The following is a 22,530-nucleotide window of genomic DNA, read 5'->3' as shown; positions in this document are numbered from 1 at the left end:
GCAAACAAAACTGTACCTGGAAACTGCGGATGCAACAAAACCGAAAACAGCTGTCTGGATTGCGCGGGAATACCAAACGGCACTGCAGCAATGGATGCATGCATGATCTGTTCCGGAGGAACAACGGGAATTACACCTGTTACCAATGCAAATCAATGTGGCATAACTACAGGAAATAAAAATACCAATAACATACAAGGCATTCAAGTCTCACCAAATCCGTTCTCCGAACAACTTGAACTTATACTACCTGTCGATGCGCATATTCAGTTGATTGATGCAAATGGGCAATTAGTTTTTGAAGATGCAAATGTTCATTCCATACAAACATCCGGATTCGCAAATGGACTTTATCTGCTTAGGATCATCACTCCTGACGGAATAAGTATTCTAAAAGTAATAAAACACTAACATATAATCTGCTAACAAAAATGACATCCTTATGAAAATAATAAAACTAACATTCTTTTTATTGTTTATCTCGAGCGTCTATGCACAAACCACTACGAAGTACATCGTAGTGGATCAGTTTGGCTATAGACCTTCCAGCACAAAGGTTGCTGTGATACGTGATCCGCAAACAGGTTTTGATGCTGGTGAAACATTTACACCCGGCACAACTTATAAAGTAATCAATGCTGCAACAAATGCCACCACATTTCAGGGAACACCTGTTGCATGGAACAATGGTGCAACAAATGCGCAGTCCGGTGATAAATGCTGGTGGTTTGATTTTTCCTCTGTAACAAGTTCCGGCAATTATTATATTCTGGATGTTGCAAAAAATGTTAAATCATACACATTTGAGATCAGGGATAATATTTACCTAGACCCAATGAAACAGGCAGCCCGCGCCTTGTTTTATCAAAGAGCAGGCTTTGCAAAAAATATGCCTTATGCAGAAGCAGGCTGGGTGGATGGTGCAAGTCATTTAGGTCCGTTGCAAGATGCAAACTGCAGATTGTACAGCGACAAAAATAATCCGGCAACGGAACGTGATTTAAGAGGTGGATGGTTTGATGCCGGCGATTTAAATCAATACACCGTAAACACATCTGCCTATTGCATACAACTATGTTTGGCTTATAAAGAAAATCCTGACGTGTTTGGTGATGACTACAACATACCAGAATCCGGAAATTCTTTTCCGGATATTCTGGATGAAAACAAATGGGGTCTTGATTGGCTTTTGCGTATGCAGGAAACAAACGGCTCTGTACTATGCGTAAAAGGAGTTGACAATGTAAGTCCGCCGTCTTCTGCAACAAAACAAAGTTTGTACGGACCGGCAACAACAAATGCTACTTTTGCTGGAGCATCTGCTTATGCATTAGCTTCAACAGTGTATGGACAATTTCCTGCATATAAAACTTATTCAGATAAATTAAAAGCTGCTGCAATCAAAGCATGGGATTGGGGCGTAGCAAATCCGGATGTTCAATTTCACAACAACTCTGCAAGCAACAATTCTAAAGGGCTTGCAGCCGGTGATCAGGAAGGAGGCTACGATATTTTTTCTAAAATACAGGCTGCAGGATATTTATTTCTCGCAACAGGCGATGTGAAATATAAAAATTTTGTTGAAAGCAATTGCAACCAATTACCGCTCTGGATCTGGGGAAATTTTGTGGATCAATACCGTGCCAAACACCAAGACTTCTTAATGGAGTATAGCCAAATGCCCGGCGTTTCTCCGGCATTTGCAGCAGAGATTAAAACAAAACTATTAGCTGGTTTCAGTGGTCCTAATAATTACATCGGCAAATTACAATCCAAAGCTGATCCGTACCGCTCCTACATCGGCGATTACAACTGGGGCAGCAACTCGTATAAATTATTTTATGGAACGCAGTTTCACAGCATGGCAAAGGTAGGATTGGATCCGGCGAACAGTAATGCTTTCATAAAAAATGCAGAAGAATATGTACACTACATTCATGGGGTGAACCCGTTAGACATCGTATATATGACAAACATGAGCAGATTCGGTGCAGAGAAAAGTGTAACACAGATTTTCCATACATGGTTTCAAGGTCCTAAATGGGATCAGGTTGGCGCCTCCACATACGGACCACCACCAGGATATTTACCAATGGGTCCTAATCCGGGTGTCAAAGTAGATGCCTGCTGCGCATCAAATTGCTCCGGGCAACCGGCATGTCAGGCATATGCAGCATGGCAAGGCCAGGTGCAGCCTCCTGTGAAAGCCTATTTAGATATGAATGACGGCTGGCCATCTTCTTCCTGGGAGATCTCAGAAGTAAGCTGTGGTTCACAAATAGATTATATCCGATTGGTTTCAAAGTTTATTGAACCCATTCAAAACACTCCTTACTCCGCAACACCAATAACCATAGCAGGTACTATTGAAGTAGAGAATTATGACAAAGGCGGTGAAGGAATCAGCTTCCACGATAATGAAGCAGCCAACATGGGTGCAACATACAGAACAGATGCTGTTGATATTGGAACACTAACAGGCGGAGGAAACTTTGTCGGATGGACCGCAACCGGCGAATGGATGGAATATTCTGTCAACGTTACCAAAACAAGTTCATATGATTTTAAATTCTTAACAGCTTCCATTGGTGGTGGCGGTGTGCTGAGCTTAACCGTTGATGGAAATCCATTGCTTACAAACGTCAACGTACCTTCAACAGGCGATTGGAATACCTATACTGCCTTTTCTAAAACAGCAACGTTAAATCAGGGAAACCATGTAATCCGATTATTGATCAATAACTTCGGATTCAATATTGATAAAATTGTTGTAAGTGAAGCGGCGAGCTGCAGTGCAAGTATCAGCTCTACGGCCAATGCATTCTGTGCAGGCGGTTCAGTTGTACTTACTGCAAGTGCAGGTACTTCGTACAAATGGTTCAACGGAACAATGCAGGTTGGAACTTCTGCAACCTACACAGCAACTGCTGCAGGTTCCTACACCGTGGAAGTAACCAATGCAAGCGGATGTAAAGCAACTTCGGCTGCAAAGGTAATTGCAGTAAATCCATTACCTGTAATTACTCATAATGTAAATACAAATGGAAACTGGACCGCTGCTGCAACTGCGACTGTTTGTGCAACAACAAACGTGATCATTGGCCCATGGCCTATCGTTGAAACCGGATGGGCCTGGACCGGACCAAATAACTTTACAGCAGCTACCAGAGAAATTTCTTTAAACAACTCTCAAGCGAATCAGTCCGGGATCTACACTGCAACCTATAGAGACGCCAACGGCTGCTCTGCTACAAGCACTTTTAATTTTCAGGTGAATGCGGCTACGCTTTGGTATGCAGACACAGATAACGATGGTAAAGGCAATCCTTCCGTGACCATTTCATCCTGCACCAAACCTGCAGGTTATGTAGCCATCGCAGGAGATGCTTGTCCGACCGATGCAAACAAAATTACACCAGGAAATTGCGGCTGTAATAAAACAGAAGGCAGCTGTATGGATTGTGCAGGTGTTGCAAACGGAACCGCGATCATTGATGCCTGTAACAAGTGCGCCGGTGGTACAACAGGCATTGCCATTGTTACGAATCCAAATCAATGCGTTACCACAACTGTTCCAAGTATCAGCGGACCGCTTTGCGTTACAACAGGAGCCAACAATAATTATCTTTTCAATGCTGGCAGTCTTTCCATCGCATCCATCAACTGGTGGACAAACAGCGGCGCCGCCGTTACGCAAAACACTGCCAACGCAAAACAAGTACTAATCAATTTCCCTGCTTATGCCAATGGTACAAATGCAACCATTACAGCCGGAGTGAATTTAAATGCAGCACCTTGGTATCAGGAATTCACGTTGCTTGTAAAAGTAGGCGGATGCACAGGCTCAACACCACAACTAAGAGCCAGTGCAACTCCCCTTCCATTCAATGCGCTTACAACGGTAAGTCTCGATAACAATGAACTCATAAACACCATCCGCATTGTAGATATGAATGGAGTTGAAGTATTCAATCAAAACAATATTAATGAAAACAGTTTTGAATTGGGTGCGGATCTGCCAACAGGAATGTATATCGCATACGTTACATCAAACAAAGGAACATCCATTGTGAAGCTGGTGAAAAATAATTAAAGGAGTAGTTCTGATTAAAAACAAAAAAGCCTCATGCACTTAAGTATGAGGCTTTTTTGTTGAATTATTTCAATTTAAAAAAAACACAATGAAAATATTTCAGATCATTTGTTCACATCCATATATTAAAATAGTCTTTTAGTGAAGAATCGTATTTTCTTGTTTTATGCTGAAACTAAAAGTAACTATCATTTTATTTATTCTGCTGTTTTTATCTCTATATGATAAAAATGCATTTGCCTTTAAGCACCCAGCAGGCTTTAGTACGGAAAATGATTTACTGATTATCAAACAAAAAGTTAATGCGCAGCAGCAACCATGGCTGAATGCTTTTATACAATTACAAAACAGTAATTATGGCAAACTCAGCTATGTTCATAAAGCATATGCGGATGTCATTTGCGGAAGTCACAACAATCCCAACATTGGCTGTAATAATCATGTAGATGATGCCATGTCTGCCTATGCGCATGCACTCCAATGGTACATCACAGGAAATCAAGTGCATGCAACAAAAGCAATTAGCATATTAAACGACTGGTCTAAAACCTATCAATCCAACCAAGACTTCAACGACAAACTGGTTGCTTCCTGGGCAACACCATGGTTTGTGAATGCAGCAGAAATTATCCGTTATTCAAACGCTGGCTGGAGTAATTCTGACATTGCACAATTTAAAAATATGTTAAACAAACTCTACAGCTATGCATCCACTGGAGCAATGTTTAACAATGGATACGCTTCACAAATAGAAGCGCAATTTGCTATTGCCATCTTTTTAGATGATCAGGCAAAATTCAATAAAGCTGTTTCTGAATGGAAAAATTTTACTCCAACCTATATTTATTTAAGAAAAGATGGTGCGACACCAAAAACAGGGCGTAGAACTATTTCAGTATGGGGAAATACAAGTTTTATAGATGGCTTGTGTATGGAAACATGCCGAGATTACGGCCATGCGAAATTGGGATTTAATTCTATTATAGGCGCCGCGTCCATTGCGTGGAGCCAGGATATTGACCTTTTCAATATAGAAAAAGATAGATTGAAAGCATTTATGGAATTGCATGCATCCTGGTCAAGAGGCGTATCTGCGGTTCCAAGTAGTATTTGCGGAGGAAATGTATTGTGTACCGGACAATCAAATAGTCCAATAATGCCTTGTGGAAATGATGGCTGGGAAATCGCATATAGACATTTAAATAATCGATTAAGTATGTCTATGCCGCAAAGCCTTGCCATGATAAATGCATCAAGGCCTTCCGGAATGGGAAGATGGAACAAAAAACCTGAAACCCTTATTGCAGCACAGATACCATTCGGACCTGTAGCTACCTGCAACAGTAGTATTATTAGTCAAGCAACATCCTTCTGTACCGGAAGCTCATTAGTACTCACTGCTAGTGTGGGTTCCTCTTACAAGTGGTTCAAAGGCACAACACAGGTTGGAACAGCTGCAACATATACGGCAACAACTGCAGGTTCGTATACCGTAGAAGTAACAAACAGTGACGGTTGTAAAAGCACTTCTGCTGCAAAAGTTCTTACCGTGAATCCATTACCTTTGATTACATACAATGTAAATGCCAATGGAAACTGGACTGCTGCCTCAACTGCAACTGTATGTGCTACAACAAACGTAATCGTTGGACCATGGCCTGTCGTTGAAACCGGATGGAACTGGATAGGTCCAAATAACTTTACAGCACACACAAGAGAAATTAATTTAAATAATATCCAAGCAAATCAATCCGGAATCTATACTACAACGTATACCGATCCAAACGGATGTTCAGCAACAGGTACATTTAATATTCAGGTCAACGCAATCCCAACAGCTACCATTTCTTCACCTTCTAACTCATTTTGTCCTGGTGGTTCAGTTGTACTTACTGCAAGTGCAGGTGCTTCTTACAAATGGCTCAACGGGACAACGCAGGTTGGAACTGCTGCAACCTACACAGCAACAACTGCCGGATCATACACCGTGGAAGTAACCAATGCTAGCGGATGCAAAGCAACCTCTCCTGCAAAAGTAATTACCGTAAATCAATTGCCAGTGATTGCATACAATGTAAATACAAATGGCAACTGGACCGCTGCATCAACTGCAACGGTATGTGCTACAACAAACGTAATCGTTGGACCATGGCCTGTTGTTGAAACCGGATGGAGTTGGACGGGACCAAATAACTTTACAGCAACGACCCGAGAAATTTATTTAAACAATACCCAAGCAAATCAGTCCGGAATCTACACCGCGACTTATAGAGACGCCAACGGCTGCTCTGCTTCTGGCACATTCAATTTACAGGTAAATGCAACTACGCTTTGGTATGCAGACACAGACAACGATGGCAAAGGCGATCCGGCAACAACTGTTTCTTCCTGCGCCAAACCTACAGGCTATGTAGCCATTGCAGGAGATGCTTGTCCGACCGATGCAAACAAAATTACGCCGGGAAATTGTGGTTGCAATAAAACAGAAGCAAGCTGTCTGGATTGTGCAGGTGTTGCAAATGGAACTGCTATCATTGACGCCTGCAATAAATGCGCGGGCGGAACAACAGGTATTGCCATCGTAACAGATCCAGGCAAATGCGTCACTACAAACATTACAACAATCAATGGACCGCTTTGTGTTAGTACTGGCACTTCAAATGCATACTCCCTGAGTACAAATCTTTCTGTTGCATCTATCAATTGGTGGAGCAACAGTGGAGCCTCGATCACAAAGGATCCTGCCAATCCTAAAAATATGCAGATCAATTTCCCATCGTATGCAAATGGTACAAATGCAACGCTAACTGCCGGGGTGAATTTAAATGCTGCTCCATGGTATCAGGAATTCACCTTACTTGTTAAAGTCGGTGGATGCACAGGTAGTACGCCTCAATTAAGAGCTGCTGCAAGTCCGCTACCGTTTAATACCAGCACAACCATTATGCTTGAAAACGATGAAGTAATTCATAGCATTAAAATTGTAGACATGAATGGGATTGAAGTATTCAATGCGGATAATATAAATACAACGGCATTTGAACTTGGAAACAATTTTAATACAGGTTTGTATATCGCTTATGTTACATCGAATAAAGGAACATCAATTATTAAATTGGTGAAAAGTTATTAAACCTTAGTTCCCATTAAATACATTTTTTGTTGAAGTATGTGCCACTCAATGTTTTGTTGAGTGGCACTTTTTTACATTTTCTGATCAGTGCACTATTTATTTCAAATGAAGTACACATTTAATTTTAGATTATATTTTTTATAGATGTTCACCTGTCCCATAGTTCATTTGTCTAATAAGAATAATATAAACTCTTGAAAAAAATCATTCGCATATTTATTCAAATGTGCTTCAAGTCATTTTATAAATTAAAAACTACACCGTATGAAACATCTTGTACCAAAATCATTAAAGGCTTATTTATTTCTAATCTTTAGTGTATTCATAACCCATGTCGTATTTGCGCAAAATCTTCTTACAAATGGAGATTTTGAGCAAAACTTTTCCAGCTGGACGAACTTATCCAGTTCAGGAGCTTCTTCTGTATATTCAATTTCAACAGCTGATGTAGCAAGCGGTACAAAAGCAATGAAGCTTGAAATATCTCAACTGGGTACAGTCAGTTATGCCGTACAAAGTATTCATGCCGGATGGACAGCTACTCAAGGTAAACTATATACCATAAGTTTTTTTGCTAAGTCATTACAGAATGGAAGTTCACTGGATGTTTTGCACCAAAATGCGGGCTTCACAAAAAAATCGTTCTTATTAAATTCCAGCTGGCAACAATTTGAATATACATATACTGCTGACAGCAATGATCCTGGATTTAAATTTCAATTCCCTTCCAAAGCAACCTATCTGATTGATGCAATCATAATAACAGAGTTTAATCCAAGTAATATTGTAATTCCATCAGCAAGCAGCCGTCCATTAAGAGAGCTCGCGGCACGCTGTAATTTAAATATTGGTTCTGTTGGAGACCAGTCTACAGACGCTAATTATACAAATACATTAAAAAGAGAATACAACATTGTTGTAAATGAAAATGCAATGAAGATGGGATCAATCAAATCTACAGAAGCAGGCGCATACAACTTTACCGGACCGGATAATCTACTTGCATTTGCACAAAGCAATGGAATGAAAATGCGCGGACATTGCATATTGTGGCATGAAGGAATGCCTGACTGGGTGAAAAATAAAGCCTGGACAAAGCAAACACTGCTAAGCTATCTAAAGACCTACATAACTACTGTTGTTGGAAGATACAAAGGTAAAATTGAAGAGTGGGATGTTGCAAATGAATTCATCGGAGGCAATAATGATTTACGCAACGGAACTGAATCTGTATGGATGAAATACATTGGCGAAGAAGTATTGGACTCTGCATTTAAGTGGGTGCATCAAATTGATCCCAATGCTAAATTATATTATAATGATTATGGCGCCGAAGCAATGAATGCAAAATCAAACGCTGTGTATGAATTGGTAAAACGTCTTAAAAACAGAGGTGTACCAATAAATGGTCTTGGCATGCAATGCCATTTTAGTTACGATCAGATCATATCAATAAATTCTACCTTTTCAAAAGAAATGGATCAGAATATAAAACGCATTGGAACTTTAGGATTACAAGTATCTTTCACTGAAACAGACCTTGCAATGCCCCTTCCAGGCGATGATACAAAGTATAAAATACAAGCCTTGTCTTATGGAAATTTATTAAAAATTGCACTCAACAATCCAACAATTGTGAAGTCATTTTTATCCTGGGGTTTTACAGATAAACATTCCTGGATACCTAACTTCAAACCTGGGTTTGGAGATGCTCTAAGCTTTAATCAAACCTATCAGCCCAAGTATGCATACAATCAAATGAGCAATTTATTGGAATTAAATTGTCCCTTAGCAGAACCGAAAGGTCCGTATTCAGGAACTCCAATAACAATTGCCGGAACCATCGAAGCTGAAAACTATAACAAAGGCGGTGAAGGAATCAGCTTCCACGATACGGAAGCAGCCAACATGGGTGCAACATACAGAACAGATGGTGTTGATATTGGAACACTAACAGGCGGAGGAAACTTCGTAGGCTGGACTGCAACCGGTGAATGGATGGAATATTCTGTCAACGTTACCAAAACAAGTTCATATGATTTTAAATTCTTAACAGCTTCTTTAGGTGGCGGCGGTGTACTGAGCTTAACCGTTGATGGCAATCCATTGCTTACAAACATCACCGTACCTTCAACAGGTGACTGGAATACCTATACTCCTTTCTCTAAAACAGCAACGTTAAATCAGGGCAACCACGTCATTCGATTACTGATCAATAACTTCGGATTCAATATTGATAAAATTGTTGTAAGTGAAACGGCGACCTGCACTGCAAGCATCAGCTCTCCAACCAATGCATTCTGTGCAGGCGGTTCTGTTGTGCTTTCAGCAAGTGCAGGCGTATCCTACAAATGGTTAAACGGAACGACACAGGTGGGGACAGCTGCAAACTACACAGCAACTGTTGCCGGCTCCTACACCGTGGAAGTAACGAATGCAAGCGGATGCAAAAGCACTTCGGCGGTAAAAGTAATTGCCGTAAATCCATTGCCTGTAATTACACACAATGTGAATGCAAATGGAAACTGGACCGCTGCTTCAACTGCGACTGCCTGCGCAGCAACAAACGTAATCCTTGGACCATGGCCGATCGTTGAAACCGGATGGAGTTGGACGGGACCAAATAACTTTACAGCAACGACCCGAGAAATTTATTTAAACAACAGCCAGGTTAATCAATCCGGTATTTATACCGCAACCTACACAGATGCCAACGGCTGTAATGCTTCAAGCACATTTAATTTAAAAGTGAATGCAGCTACGATCTGGTATGCCGATACAGACAACGATGGCAAAGGCGATCCGGCAACAACAGTTTCTTCCTGCGCCAAACCTACAGGCTATGTAGCCATTGCAGGAGATGCTTGTCCGACCGATGCAAACAAAATTGCTCCGGGAAATTGCGGTTGTAATAAAACCGAAGGAAGCTGTCTGGATTGTGCCGGTGTTGCAAATGGAACTGCTATCATTGACGCCTGCAATAAATGCGCGGGCGGAACAACAGGTATTGCCATCGTAACAGATCCAGGCAAATGCGTCACTACAAACATTACAACAATCAATGGACCGCTTTGTGTTAGTACTGGCACTTCAAATGCATACTCCCTGAGTACAAATCTTTCTGTTGCATCTATCAATTGGTGGAGCAACAGTGGAGCCTCGATCACAAAGGATCCTGCCAATCCTAAAAATATGCAGATCAATTTCCCTTCGTATGCAAATGGTACAAATGCAACGCTAACTGCCGGGGTGAATTTAAATGCGGCTCCATGGTATCAGGAATTCACGTTGCTTGTTAAAGTCGGTGGATGCACAGGTAGTTCGCCTCAATTAAGGGCTGCAGCAAGTCCGCTCCCCTTTAATACCAGCACAACCATTATGCTTGAAAACGATGAAGTAATTCATAGCATTAAAATTGTAGACATGAATGGGATTGAAGTATTCAATGCGGANAATATAAATACAACGGCATTTGAACTTGGAAACAATTTTAATACAGGTTTGTATATCGCTTATGTTACATCGAATAAAGGAACATCAATTATTAAATTGGTGAAAAGTTATTAATAATAGTCCTTTAAATAAAAATCCCTCTGTTTAATTAAAACAGAGGGATTTTTTTATTCCTACTCTAATCTATTTATATCTATAGCAATCGAAATAAAAGAGAAGAGAAGATAAACTACGCGCAATCCCGAAGGGATTATTCAGGTGTATGGCAATAAGGTGCTATTCATATGATCCCTTCGGGATTGTGCGTAGAAATTATACTATATTCTTTTCTATAAATATATGACCCCTACCGGGGTCATATCCTACAAGTGAGAGTTGAAAAATATTCAATTTATTTATCACTTATATTTAATTATAATATACTATCATTTTTAATCATTTACATCAGTTTTATCAACGGTTCAGACTTCCTTTCTGAATATCTGATTCATCAACGCATACAGCTGCGGATGTTTCTCTTGAAACTTTTCCGGATTTTCAAAAAAGTATTCGCATACCACGGCAAAGAATTCTGCATGGTTTGTAAGTGCGTATGGATTGATGTCGGAACGGTTCTCGGCAATGCGTTCAATTTCCGCATACATGATTTTTGTCCAGGGTGTCAGTAATTCTTCCGACATAAACGCTTTGGGGATACCGTCTACTGCTCCGTCTGCCTGATCGATCAGATGCGCAAATTCATGAATACCTACATTTGATTTTCCGTTCATCGACTCAAAGCCTTGAATGAGATATTGTTTGGATAAGAGCAATACATGTTTGGTCTGCAACGGACGAACCTGCCCCAACAACATCCCCTCTTGTTCTGCATCTCCACGTTGATTGGGCTCTACGGCACCATCGTAAATAATTACTTCAGCAAGATTTACATATTCCCAGCCATCAAATAAGAATACGGGAATAATAGCACTCGCCGCGACAAGCAATTTCAATTCATCTGTAACTTCAAGGTCTTTCACACCCGTGATGGACGTCTGTGCGAAAAACTGTTTTATTTTATTCTGAAATTTTATTTGTTCTTCAGCCGAAAGATTTTTATAAAACTGAACTTCTTCTAACAAATACGTGTGCCAGGCCTGAGGAAAAGGCTGTGCTAAAACAGCCTTAACTTTTTTGTTTTTTTTCAGGCTAAAGCTGAATAAGAGGCCGAATAAAACAAAGGTTACTAAAATAATTGTAAGCATAACAATATGTCAAAATCGATGTTTTTTGTTAAAAATCCCTATACGTTGTTTTATAAAGTAATGAAAATTTATTTAAAATTGAGATAAACATTACGATATAGCGTTTAAAAGAGATACAAGCCCTTTCCACAATATGCTATGTATGTGGAATTTCCGTATATTTATTTCATTAAAACAGTTACTTTTATATCCCGAAGTCTGATTAACAGTTTAACTAATCCTTTTTAGCATAAGGAATTATCACAGAAACTTTTTAAACATTATAACTATGAATGCATTTATCAATAAATTCTTTTTAGGAATCAGCAAAAAAAGAGTTTTGACATTTCTGATATTTATTTTTTTCATCAAAAGTATTCTGGCACAAAGCCCAACAATATCTAACGTAAATTTACTAAATGGCAAAAATGGAGTTACTGTGTCCATAACCGGAAAGAATTTCTCAACAGCCTCCCAAGTCTATTTTGGTCAAATAGCTGCTTCTACAACTTTAATAAGTACTACTCAACTAAATGCAGTTGTTCCAATTGGTGCTTCTTATGATCGAATTTCCGTTACTAATAATAATATTGGAAGTGTACAAAGTGACGTATTCTTTACTGTTAAAACTGCATCTCCATGTAAATTTACAGACCCTATTTATGACACTGCTGTTGTTTTTCCAACGAATACAAACCCATCAAATATTTCACTTGCGAATTTAGATGGAAAGGGTCTTTCTGAACTTTTAATACTTGGGGCAAACTCAACTTTAACAACCTATTTAAATGTTTCTAAGCCTGGCAATTTAGATTTCACTTCTGCTGCAACATATCCATTACTCCCATCACGCTTACCTTCTTCCATGATCGTTTGTGATTTAAATAACGACAAGGTATTTGATGTAGTTGTTGGCTACAGTACGGGAAGTCAAATTTCAATTTTAGAAGGTAAGCCAGGAGGTACATTTACAGATGCTGTCCATATAACGGTTGGGAAATCACCAAAAAATGTTGCTGTTGGAGATTTTGATGAGGATGGTTTTTTAGAAATTGTTGCTGCAAATAATGTAGATAAATCATTAGTAATTTTAAAAAATAAAAACACTACATTATTTAATTTCAGCAATTATGCAATTGTAAAATCCCTATCCTCAACATCAGTAACTTCAATAGACATAGGTGATTTTAATAATGATTCAAATAAAGATATTATTGTGACCGATGGTGATAAAGGGTATTACTATCCCAACTTAACAAAATTCAATTTTGATAAACCTATTGAATTATATAGTCCATCTGCTGATATTATTAAAATTGGTGATTATAATTTAGATATAAAGACTGACGCGATTTTTGGAACAAAAGCAGGAATTGTTGGATCTGCATTTATGCAATCGGTTTATAAAACTACTATGTATCCTGATTTGAATTTCACTTCAAGCCTCATTGATTTTACTGGTATAGATTTTAACAATGATGGGAATCCAGATATTGCCGCGCTTTTCCCAGACGAAAAAGGTTTCAATAATATTTCATTTTATCAAAATGATGGTTCAGGAAAGTTCGAATCTATAAAATCATCGATTTTCACTGGAATAAATACCAATTCAAACCTTATCTCAGGAGATGTAGATGGAGATGGGCAATCAGATTTAATTACCTATAATTCTAAAGGTGAGATGTACATCTATAGAAAATCAAGTGAGATTTATATTACAAATCCCCAGGGAACTACTGTTTGCGTAAATACTCAAGCAACCGTTTCTGCAGAAACCAATGCTGGTACAATAAGTTGGTATGATTCAAAAAATAATGTTCTTGGACAAACTGGATCTACATTAACTCTTCCTGGCACGCAAATCACAGGCACTTCAATTATTGTAAAAGCAGCTTCAAGTAATGGGACTTGTAGCTCAACATCATTCACTCCAATCACCATTTATATCAACCAGCTCCCTACACTGACAGCTTCTGGCACTTTTTCCACTCCAGTTTGTCCTAACGGTACAGTTAAAGTAAACATGAGCGGAGCCACTACATATATATGGTCAAGTGCAGATGTAACCGGTACGGCAGGTGCATACACCATTTTACCAAAAAATGTTACGCCATTAAATAATACAACCAATCATACATTAGATTACAGCTACACTGTAACTGGAACGGATGTTACTACCGGATGTAAAAACACATTACCAGTGACAGCAAGAGTATATAATAATTTAGCTGCTATTGCTACAAATGCGACAAACAATACAATATGCTCCGGACAGAATGTTGCTTTTACCATTAGTTCAACTTCTCCTTTTGACATCCCGGGCTATACCTGGTCAACATCACCTTCTGGATATCAACCAAATGCAACAACTAACATAGCTAATCCAATCAACCCATCAAATATTCAAATACCGATCATATATACTGTTTCTGGATTGATAAATGGTTGTCAGGTTACAGCAAATACTACAATTAAAGTCAACCCAATCCCCATTATTACACCATCATCCCTGCAAACAATAAAAGTCGGACAAACATACAAGCAGGATTTCACCGTTTTAAATGGTACAAATACTACGTATACGATTTTACCAGTTGCACCAAGTACAGCACTGCCAACCGGATTCACTTTTACAGGAAATACACTTCAGAGTAATGGAGCTATTACTACTGCAGGAACATATTACTTTTCTATAACAGCAAAAGAGCCCTTAAAATGCGATGCGGTAACAAACTACAAGCTAATAATTGAAGATTTAATAGACCCGAGGCTTATTGTTTTCCCCATCTACGTGCATGCAGGTGATCCGGATTTTCTCATTCGACCTTCTAGTACACTAAGTGATGGTAGTATTAGTTATACAATCAAAACCGGCTTTACAAGTTCTTGCGCTAAAATCGGTTCATTGGGATTTGTAAGCAGCATCTCTTGTGCAGATTCCATTCCTGTAATTGTTACACAAGTAGCTAAAGATGGGTTCAGACAAAGTGTGGTAGAGACCTATATAAAAATCTCTCCTAACCCAGACACTAAATTAAAATTAACTACCACGGGTGTTTTACTAAGCAATGACACTACACAATTAAAGTATTTCACAAATTCAGATGCAGCAAGAGCTGGAATACAAATTGTTCAATTAAATAATACCGACATAGCACAAATCAATACGGATGGAACTATTACCACCTACAAGCAAGGTACAGTAGATATCGAAATCCGTGTTCCGGCTACCTCAACCTACGAGGCCATAACCAGGTCATTTACTGTAGCCATCTATCCTGCGATACAAAAGCCGATTATTGTGAATGATACAATCATTATAACGGTTGATCAAGACACTATTGTTAATATCCTGACAAACGATTACGGCGTAACCAATGCTGTTGCTCCATCACAAACGGATATTGACCTTGAAAATACGGGCGTTCAAAATAAATTTTATTCTTTAACGATCGGTAATTTTTTAATTGACTTGAATGGCAATCTGAATGTTAAACCATTTTCTGGTTTTATTGGTGAAGGAAGAATCGGTTATACCGTAACCGATTCTTTAGGAATAACATCTGATGTTGGCTATATTTTCATAAACGTAATTCCACTAACCATCACTCCCCCTTTAAAGGCGAATGAAGTAATGACGCCAAACAACGATGGCTTGAATGATGGGCTGGTAATTGCGTATGCATATTTAGATGACAATAATTCGCTGATCATTATGGATGAAATCGGGAACGTTGTTTATGAAACAACGAACTATCAAAATGATTGGAGAGGTGTAAATAAAAAAGGGGATGCTATTGAACCCGGCACTTACTTTTATGTTTATAAAGAAAAAGGAAGCGGACGTGAATTGAAAAATTATATTCAGATCGTAAAATAAAATAGAATATTTAATCAATCATTAGCATTCATACAAAGGTGTATCTGTTTCACCACAATGCATGCACAAACATAGCTCAGCATCAGTCGTGTGCTTTGAAATTATATCACTATGAAAAAAACACTTTTACTCTTTTTAATTCTTGCTGCATTTTCTGCACAAGCACAGATCTATCCAAACATCGGTCAGTTTCAAAATGTATTGCTGTATTACAATCCCGCTTATGCAGGTTCAGGTACGCAGTTTCGTGCTACCGGTATTTACCGCACACAATGGACCAAGTATCCAGGCGCACCCAATACACAGGTTGTAACAGCCGAAGCTCCTTTAGGTAAAAATGTGGGTGGTGGCATTGTATTGAACAGACATTCTATTGGCAATACACTGCAGATCAATTTTTCGGCAAGTGCAAGTTACCGCATCAAAACCGGTCGTGAATCTTTTGTGCAGTTTGGTTTAAAGGCTGGTATTTCACAAATAAACTTCGGTGCAGGAAGTGCATTTATCTGGGATGAAAATGATCCATACCTTTCACCGAATTCAACCAAAGGAATCATTAGCACATTTGGTGCAGGTGTATTTTACAAAAAGAAATCTTTTTATGCAGGTCTTTCTATACCTGACTTAGTACTGATCGATCCGAACAAATTATATCACGACGAAGCAAGCAACAAATCTCTGGCAAAGAAAAATTTCTTTTTTATGTCGGGTATCAAATTCAACGTCACAGATTTTATTGCCTTGCAGCCAAACGTATTGGTACGTTACTATCCTACCCGTCCGCTTAATTACTACATTAACCTGAGTGTGATCTTTAATCAGACATTTACAGCAGGTGTTGGTTTTATGTATCCAAAAGCATTAGCGCTATACACCAATGTGAACGTAACACCAAAGATCATATTGGGCTATCGTTATGAATTCAATACATCCGGATTTGCCTTAGGCAATTATGGCAGCAGTGAAATTTTGGTACGCTACGGATTTTAATCCGGTTTGAACAGTTGAAGTACATGACACGCATTTATACAATACTCTTTACATTCTTTTTGTCACTCTCTTTGCTGCAGCAAAGTCTTGCGCAGAAGAGTGCATTTGAAGCAGACTTTATACAGCTTTCCGTTTTTGCTGAACAGGCAGATTATAAAGCCGGTTATTTTTATTCTCAAAAAACATTGGCTGCCATTACAAAAAAAGCACATGCGCAACCAATCGATGTCTTAAGAAGTAACTGTTATCTTGCTTTATTTGCGGATAGACTGGATAAAGAATCCGAAGTGCGTACTGCCCGTAACGAAATTCAAAAATACTTACCCGCATTAACAGATGCTGCGAACAAAAGTCAGATTGCTGAAACCTTCAGTGTGTTCTGTGATTTTTATTTTCAACGCGGCATTTACACCAAAACAGATTCGGTGTATGCATCTATAAAAAATCTGATTCCGATGCTTCCGCCCTACGATAGAGAGCTGATCAGCTATTATCATTATGAGGCTTTGTTTCATAAAGGTTTTTTAAATAAAGTGACAGCTGAAACCGATGCGCGAAAAAATAGCTTGGCAATGCGATTAACAAGCGATTCTGTTTTTGATGCATCCAATAAACTCATTTTTAAAGAGCTGAATGAAAATGAAAAAAGAATCCGGGAAAATCTAGTCATACATTATACGTTATTAAAAGGACGTGCGTATTTAGAGAACGGACTTTCAGACACGGCAGTAGCCTATCTTAATAAAAATGCTTCAGGTATCGGCAACCAGGAAGGCGGCAAAGCCCGGTATCATTATCTACTCGGACAATGCTACCTAAGCAATCTGGAATATCATCTTGCAGAAAAAGAATTTAAATCTGCTTCTGCACTTTCACAACAGTTCTTTCTGGCACATGCTCCCATACAGATTAACATTGAACAAGGATTGATCAATGCCTTAATTCAACAAGGAAAATTTGAAGAAGCTGCCTATTACAGAAATGATATCATTGTAAGATTGTATAGTTACTATAACAAAAGCAACCTCCAATATCTTACCAATACCTACTCTGTGATTGAACATGAAATGACCCTGCATAACTGGGCCAAGGCAGAAATTCTGGTAAAGGATTTTTTAGCTTCTAACACATTGCCTTCTATCCATTATCTCCGCGAAAAATATTTAACAACATTATTTACTATACAGATCAAGCAACAGAAATACACAGAAGCAGAGCAGACCATAACAGAGATGCTTGCGCTGCAAATTCAACTTACCGGAGAAAAATCACCAGCCTATCAAATTTTGCTGATGGATAAAGCTAAATTTTACTCCTTCAATTTAGACAAGTTCAAAGAAGCGAAGACAATTTACTCCAGTGTACTCGATTCAGATTTTCAAAATCAGATCTCAGTAGAAAATCCGGATTACTACTTAAATACGCTGGACTTTGCAAAAGTATATATTTATACGGAAGAGTTTGGCATGGCAGACAACAGGCTTACGTTAAACCTAAAACGTGTAGAAAATAAATTTTCCAATACACATACATTGTATGCCATCTATCTTTCACATCAGGGTGAGTTAAAAACAATAACAGGAGATTTCACTGGAGCAACAACACAGCTGTCTAACAGCTTAGCTATTTTCGAAAAAAATAATAAAAAGAAATATTCACGTGCCTACATTGAAGCTCTGGAATTGAACTTAAAACTCAATGTGCTTGAAGGCGATTATACAGAAGCGGATGTATCTTTAGAAAAAGCGAAATCAGCTGCAGAAAATGCAAGTATATCTGAAACCGATGATATTTTTCTGGTAGAAGAAATCGGATTACTATATGTAAAGAAAGGTGAATACCAGAGAGGTAATAGAATTCTTTCTTCCATCCTTCGATCAAAAGTAGAAACAGTCGGAGCATCACATAAAAGTATTTGTAGTACTTTAAATTATTTAGGCGAACACAATCTCATCATTGGAAACTATGCAGAATCAGATAATTATTTCAACCGTTCGTTACAGATAAGTAAAAACGTTTACGGCGAAAAATCTATTCCATACGCAACCAGCCTTTTATATTACAAGCAATTGTATACTGCTATTGGTGACTACGAAAAGGCCGAATCATCTATTTTGCAAGCGTTACAGATCTATACAAACACGTATGGAGAAAAAAATATCAAAACAGGTATTCTGATGCACGAAGCTGCGCTTGCTACATTTCAAGCCGATCTATATTCCAGCAGAAAAAATAAAAGCAAGCAGGCAGATCTGGACAAACAATTCTTAAAAGCACTTGACATCATTAAAAATGCTTCCAGTGACCAATCAACGCTGTATGCTGAAGGACTTGAAGACTATTCCATATTTCTGGCATTGACCAATCAATACAAAGCATCTTTAGCAAATATAGAAACTGCAAAAAAAATCTGGGAAAGTAAATTAGGTAAGAACAACGTTCACAGTGCGCAGCTCAATAATTTATCCGGGAAAATATATTATCGTTCCGGAAAATATGTGGACGCCTTAACAGCTTTTGAAAAAACCAGAGATCAATACAAAACCATTTTTGACGACAATCATCCGGGATATGTATTTGCACTGGGCAGCTGTTCACAGATGTATTACATACTTGGCAATACGTCCAAGGCAATAGAAAGCATTGAAGAATGTACCAATAAATCTCTGTTGTATATTGATAAGGTATTTCCTTTTTTAAGCGAACGGGGAAAGATGGCATATTGGGACAAGATCAAAGACGACTTTGAATTTTACAAAACCATTGCATTCACCAATAGTAAAGAACATCCGGACATGATTGGCAAGATCATGAACATTCAGCTTCAGACAAAATCTCTGTTACTGAACTCACAACTCAAAGTAAAAAATAAAATTTACGCAAGCGGCGATACAACTGCTATTCGTCTGTATCAGAATCTTCAGGACTTGCGCGACAATTTAGCAATCGCCTATTCTATGAATGTGGCTCAACGAAAAGAATATGGCGTTGACATTGCCGTTATGGAAGCAAAATTAGAAGCAACAGAAAAAGAATTGAGTACTATTTCTGAATATTTTTCAGATCTGAATAAATCAAAAGCTGTTTCGTATACCTGGAAAAATATCAAACAAAATTTACTAGACAATGAGATCGCGATTGAAACAATTCCATTCCGATATTTTACCAAATCTTTCAGCGATACCATTTGGTATGCATTTATTTCGGTTACCAACACATCAACGAATCCGGATTTCGTGATTGAAGTAAATGGAAAAGAATTAGAAACAAAATATTTGAAATATTATCGCAACATGATAAAATTCAGTGCAGTGGATACCATTTCTTATAATCAATACTGGAAAAAAATATCTACTTTACTGAATCCAACACATGCAAATATCTATTTCTCAGCCGATGGAGTTTATACGCAAATAAATGTTGAAACATTAAAAAATGCACAAGGAGAATACCTGATCAACTCTTCTAACATCATTTATATCGGTTCATGCAGAGATATCATAAATAGAAATACCGAACAACTCAAATCTTCAAAGACAGCGCTTGCACACCAATCGGAAATCGACTTGATCGGAAATCCAACTTATTTTACAACAGACAACGTTGATGAATCATCGCTCGAACAATTACCTGGTTCAGAAACAGAAGTAAAAAAGATCAACGCGTTGATGTCTTCCAATAATTGGAAAACAGTTATGTATATCGGCACAGCTGCTACTGAAGATACGGTTAAGAATATTAAAAGTCCGAATGTACTGCATGTTTCTACCCATGGATTTTTCTGGGAAGATAAAGTCGGTTCTGAAAATGATCTATCAGAAAAAAGTATCGTAAACCCTCTGCTTAAATCGGGTGTTGTATTATTCAATGGTGGAGAATTACTTACTACAGACAATATCAATTCCATCAACAAAGAAGACGGTATCTTAACCGCGTATGAAGCGATGAATTTAGCTTTAGACAAAACAGAACTTGTTGTATTAAGTGCCTGCGAAACAGGTTTGGGAGAAATAAAAATAGGTGAAGGCGTTTATGGGCTGCAGCGTTCATTTACCGTTGCGGGCGCTAAAGCCATCATCATGAGTTTATCAAAAGTTTCGGATGAAGTAACAATCAAACTTATGGAAAACTTCTATACCTACTGGCTGGAATCGGGCAATAAGAGAGAGGCATTCAATAAGGCAAAAAGGGAATTGATGAAAGAATATCCGGACCCGAAATACTGGGGCGCATTTATTATGATCGGACTTTGATAATTATAAATTATGAGTTATAAATTATGAATTTTATTCCGACATCATTTTCAATTTATAATTCATAATTCTATGAGATTTGTTCACGCACCTTGGTATATGAAAAATATCACCGGACTTTTCAGTAAAGAGAAAGGTGCGAACAAAGGATTTACCGCGCAATATGCAGTGTTCTGGATTTTCTTCAAAGATAAAAAAGGCATGGAGAATAAAACGCTGATCAATCACGAACTGATTCACCATGAACAATTAAAAGAACTGACGCCATTTTTATTTTTACCGATCTACTTAGGAAATTATATTTTCAATCTATTCAAATACAAATTCGACAGAGATCTGGCGTATCGAAATATTCGTTTAGAAAAAGAAGCTTATCAAAATGAAAATAACCACGCATACCGCAAAAATAGAAAGCGGTACGCGTGGATGAAATTATGAGTTATAACATGGTTAATAACTTACAATTCGTCGGACCACAAAAAGTGGTCTGACGAAAGATGTTTACCAATCCGTTTGATATTTGCATTTTGTTATTTGGAATTTGATTCGCTTATTCATAAAACGTCACCTGTCCGTTATCCATATCGTAATACGCACCAATAATTTTTATTTCACCCGCTTCTTCCATTTCACGAAGAATAGGGCTTTGCGCACGGATATTCAACACAGCAACCTTGATGTTTTCACGAACTACCTGATCAACGAACTGCGGATTTTTTGATGTTTGTGCACCCGGAAAATCACAGCATCTGTCAACTGCCGGTCTGATCTTTTTAAGCAATCCCGTAAGATTTCCTAATTCTACATTATCAATCGCACCTTTAATGGCTCCGCAGTATTCATGTCCCATTACAAGTACCAGCTTAGCACCTGAAACTTTACAACTGAATTCCATTGATCCAAGAATATCCTCGTTTACAATATTCCCGGCAACTCGCGCCACAAACATATCTCCGATCCCTTTATCAAATACATCTTCGATCGGCACGCGTGAATCTACACACGATAAAACTACAGCCTTCGGAAACTGACCGCTTACAGCATCTCTGATTTGTTTAGAGTGATCGCGCATCGTTAAACTTCCGGAGCAAAAACGTTTGTTACCTTCTTTTAAACTCGCAATTACTTCATCGGGAGTTAAGTTTTTTTGTTCCTCCGCAGTAAGTACTTTTTCGATTAATGGCTGTTGACTCATTGTTTTAATTATTTATGACCTAAAGAATGTTCAAAATATAAAATCCATTCGACCCTTGCAATACCGATTTTCCAGTAATGTTTAAATAGTGCTCTCGGCTATATTTTATTTTATTTAGATCTACCCTGACAATACTATTATTCCTCTATCATTAGTATAGATTATATTTAATTGAAAGTATTGTTCATGAAAGACCCCATCGGGGTCAAATATCTGTAGAAACAACATATAAAAGGTCCTACGCGCAATACCGAAGGTATCATCGTTTCAAGAATACAATACCTTCGGTATTGCGCGTGTTTTTTTCATT

At 38.3% G+C, this 22,530-nt stretch carries 10 protein-coding genes; 8 read left to right on the top strand and 2 right to left on the bottom strand.

From position 1 onward, the window contains the following. The 4 genes from A3EE_RS0103455 to A3EE_RS21165 form a co-directional block, all read left to right on the top strand. Positions 1 to 411 (top strand): T9SS type A sorting domain-containing protein (locus A3EE_RS0103455; RefSeq protein WP_157446864.1); only part of this gene is annotated, 411 nt, incomplete at its 5' end. Between the two features lie 31 nt (positions 412 to 442). Then, complete coding sequence (locus tag A3EE_RS21170) at positions 443 to 4,093, top strand: glycoside hydrolase family 9 protein (protein WP_018342038.1); 3,651 nt, start codon at positions 443 to 445, stop codon at positions 4,091 to 4,093. Positions 4,094 to 4,259: 166 nt separating this feature from the next. Beyond that, complete coding sequence (locus A3EE_RS0103445; RefSeq protein ID WP_018342037.1) at positions 4,260 to 7,226, top strand: alginate lyase family protein; 2,967 nt, start codon at positions 4,260 to 4,262, stop codon at positions 7,224 to 7,226. A gap of 264 nt (positions 7,227 to 7,490) precedes the next feature. Then, positions 7,491 to 10,793, top strand: a complete 3,303-nt coding sequence (locus tag A3EE_RS21165) for an endo-1,4-beta-xylanase (RefSeq protein WP_018342036.1) — start codon at positions 7,491 to 7,493, stop codon at positions 10,791 to 10,793. A 347-nt stretch (positions 10,794 to 11,140) separates the two neighbouring features. Here A3EE_RS21165 and A3EE_RS0103435 read toward each other — a convergent pair whose 3' ends face one another. Beyond that, positions 11,141 to 11,923: a M90 family metallopeptidase gene (locus A3EE_RS0103435; protein WP_018342035.1), complete on the bottom strand. Its 783-nt coding sequence runs from the start codon at positions 11,921 to 11,923 to the stop codon at positions 11,141 to 11,143. A 268-nt stretch (positions 11,924 to 12,191) separates the two neighbouring features. Here A3EE_RS0103435 and A3EE_RS0103430 point away from each other — a divergent pair, with 268 nt between their 5' ends. The 4 genes from A3EE_RS0103430 to A3EE_RS0103415 all read left to right on the top strand — a co-directional run bounded on the left by A3EE_RS0103430 (position 12,192) and on the right by A3EE_RS0103415 (position 21,463). After that, a complete protein-coding gene (locus tag A3EE_RS0103430) occupies positions 12,192 to 15,782 on the top strand; it encodes an FG-GAP-like repeat-containing protein (protein WP_018342034.1) in 3,591 nt (1,196 codons plus the stop codon). A 111-nt stretch (positions 15,783 to 15,893) separates the two neighbouring features. Further along, entirely contained in the window at positions 15,894 to 16,772 is an 879-nt protein-coding gene (locus tag A3EE_RS0103425) for a PorP/SprF family type IX secretion system membrane protein (RefSeq protein WP_018342033.1), read from the top strand. A 23-nt stretch (positions 16,773 to 16,795) separates the two neighbouring features. Next, on the top strand, positions 16,796 to 21,025 hold the full coding sequence (locus tag A3EE_RS0103420) for a CHAT domain-containing protein (protein ID WP_018342032.1): 4,230 nt from the start codon (positions 16,796 to 16,798) through the stop codon (positions 21,023 to 21,025). 72 nt (positions 21,026 to 21,097) lie between these two features. Further along, entirely contained in the window at positions 21,098 to 21,463 is a 366-nt protein-coding gene (locus A3EE_RS0103415; protein ID WP_018342031.1) for a hypothetical protein, read from the top strand. A 112-nt stretch (positions 21,464 to 21,575) separates the two neighbouring features. Here A3EE_RS0103415 and A3EE_RS0103410 read toward each other — a convergent pair whose 3' ends face one another. Beyond that, positions 21,576 to 22,220 carry a carbonic anhydrase family protein gene (locus A3EE_RS0103410; RefSeq protein WP_018342030.1) on the bottom strand — a complete coding sequence of 215 codons (645 nt, stop codon included), beginning with the start codon at positions 22,218 to 22,220 and terminating at the stop codon, positions 21,576 to 21,578. Positions 22,221 to 22,530: the final 310 nt, after the last annotated feature.

This window comes from Cytophaga aurantiaca DSM 3654, from assembly GCF_000379725.1.
GTDB lineage: Bacteria > Bacteroidota > Bacteroidia > Cytophagales > Cytophagaceae > Cytophaga > Cytophaga aurantiaca.
This window is presented reverse-complemented; position numbering and strand designations above follow the sequence as displayed.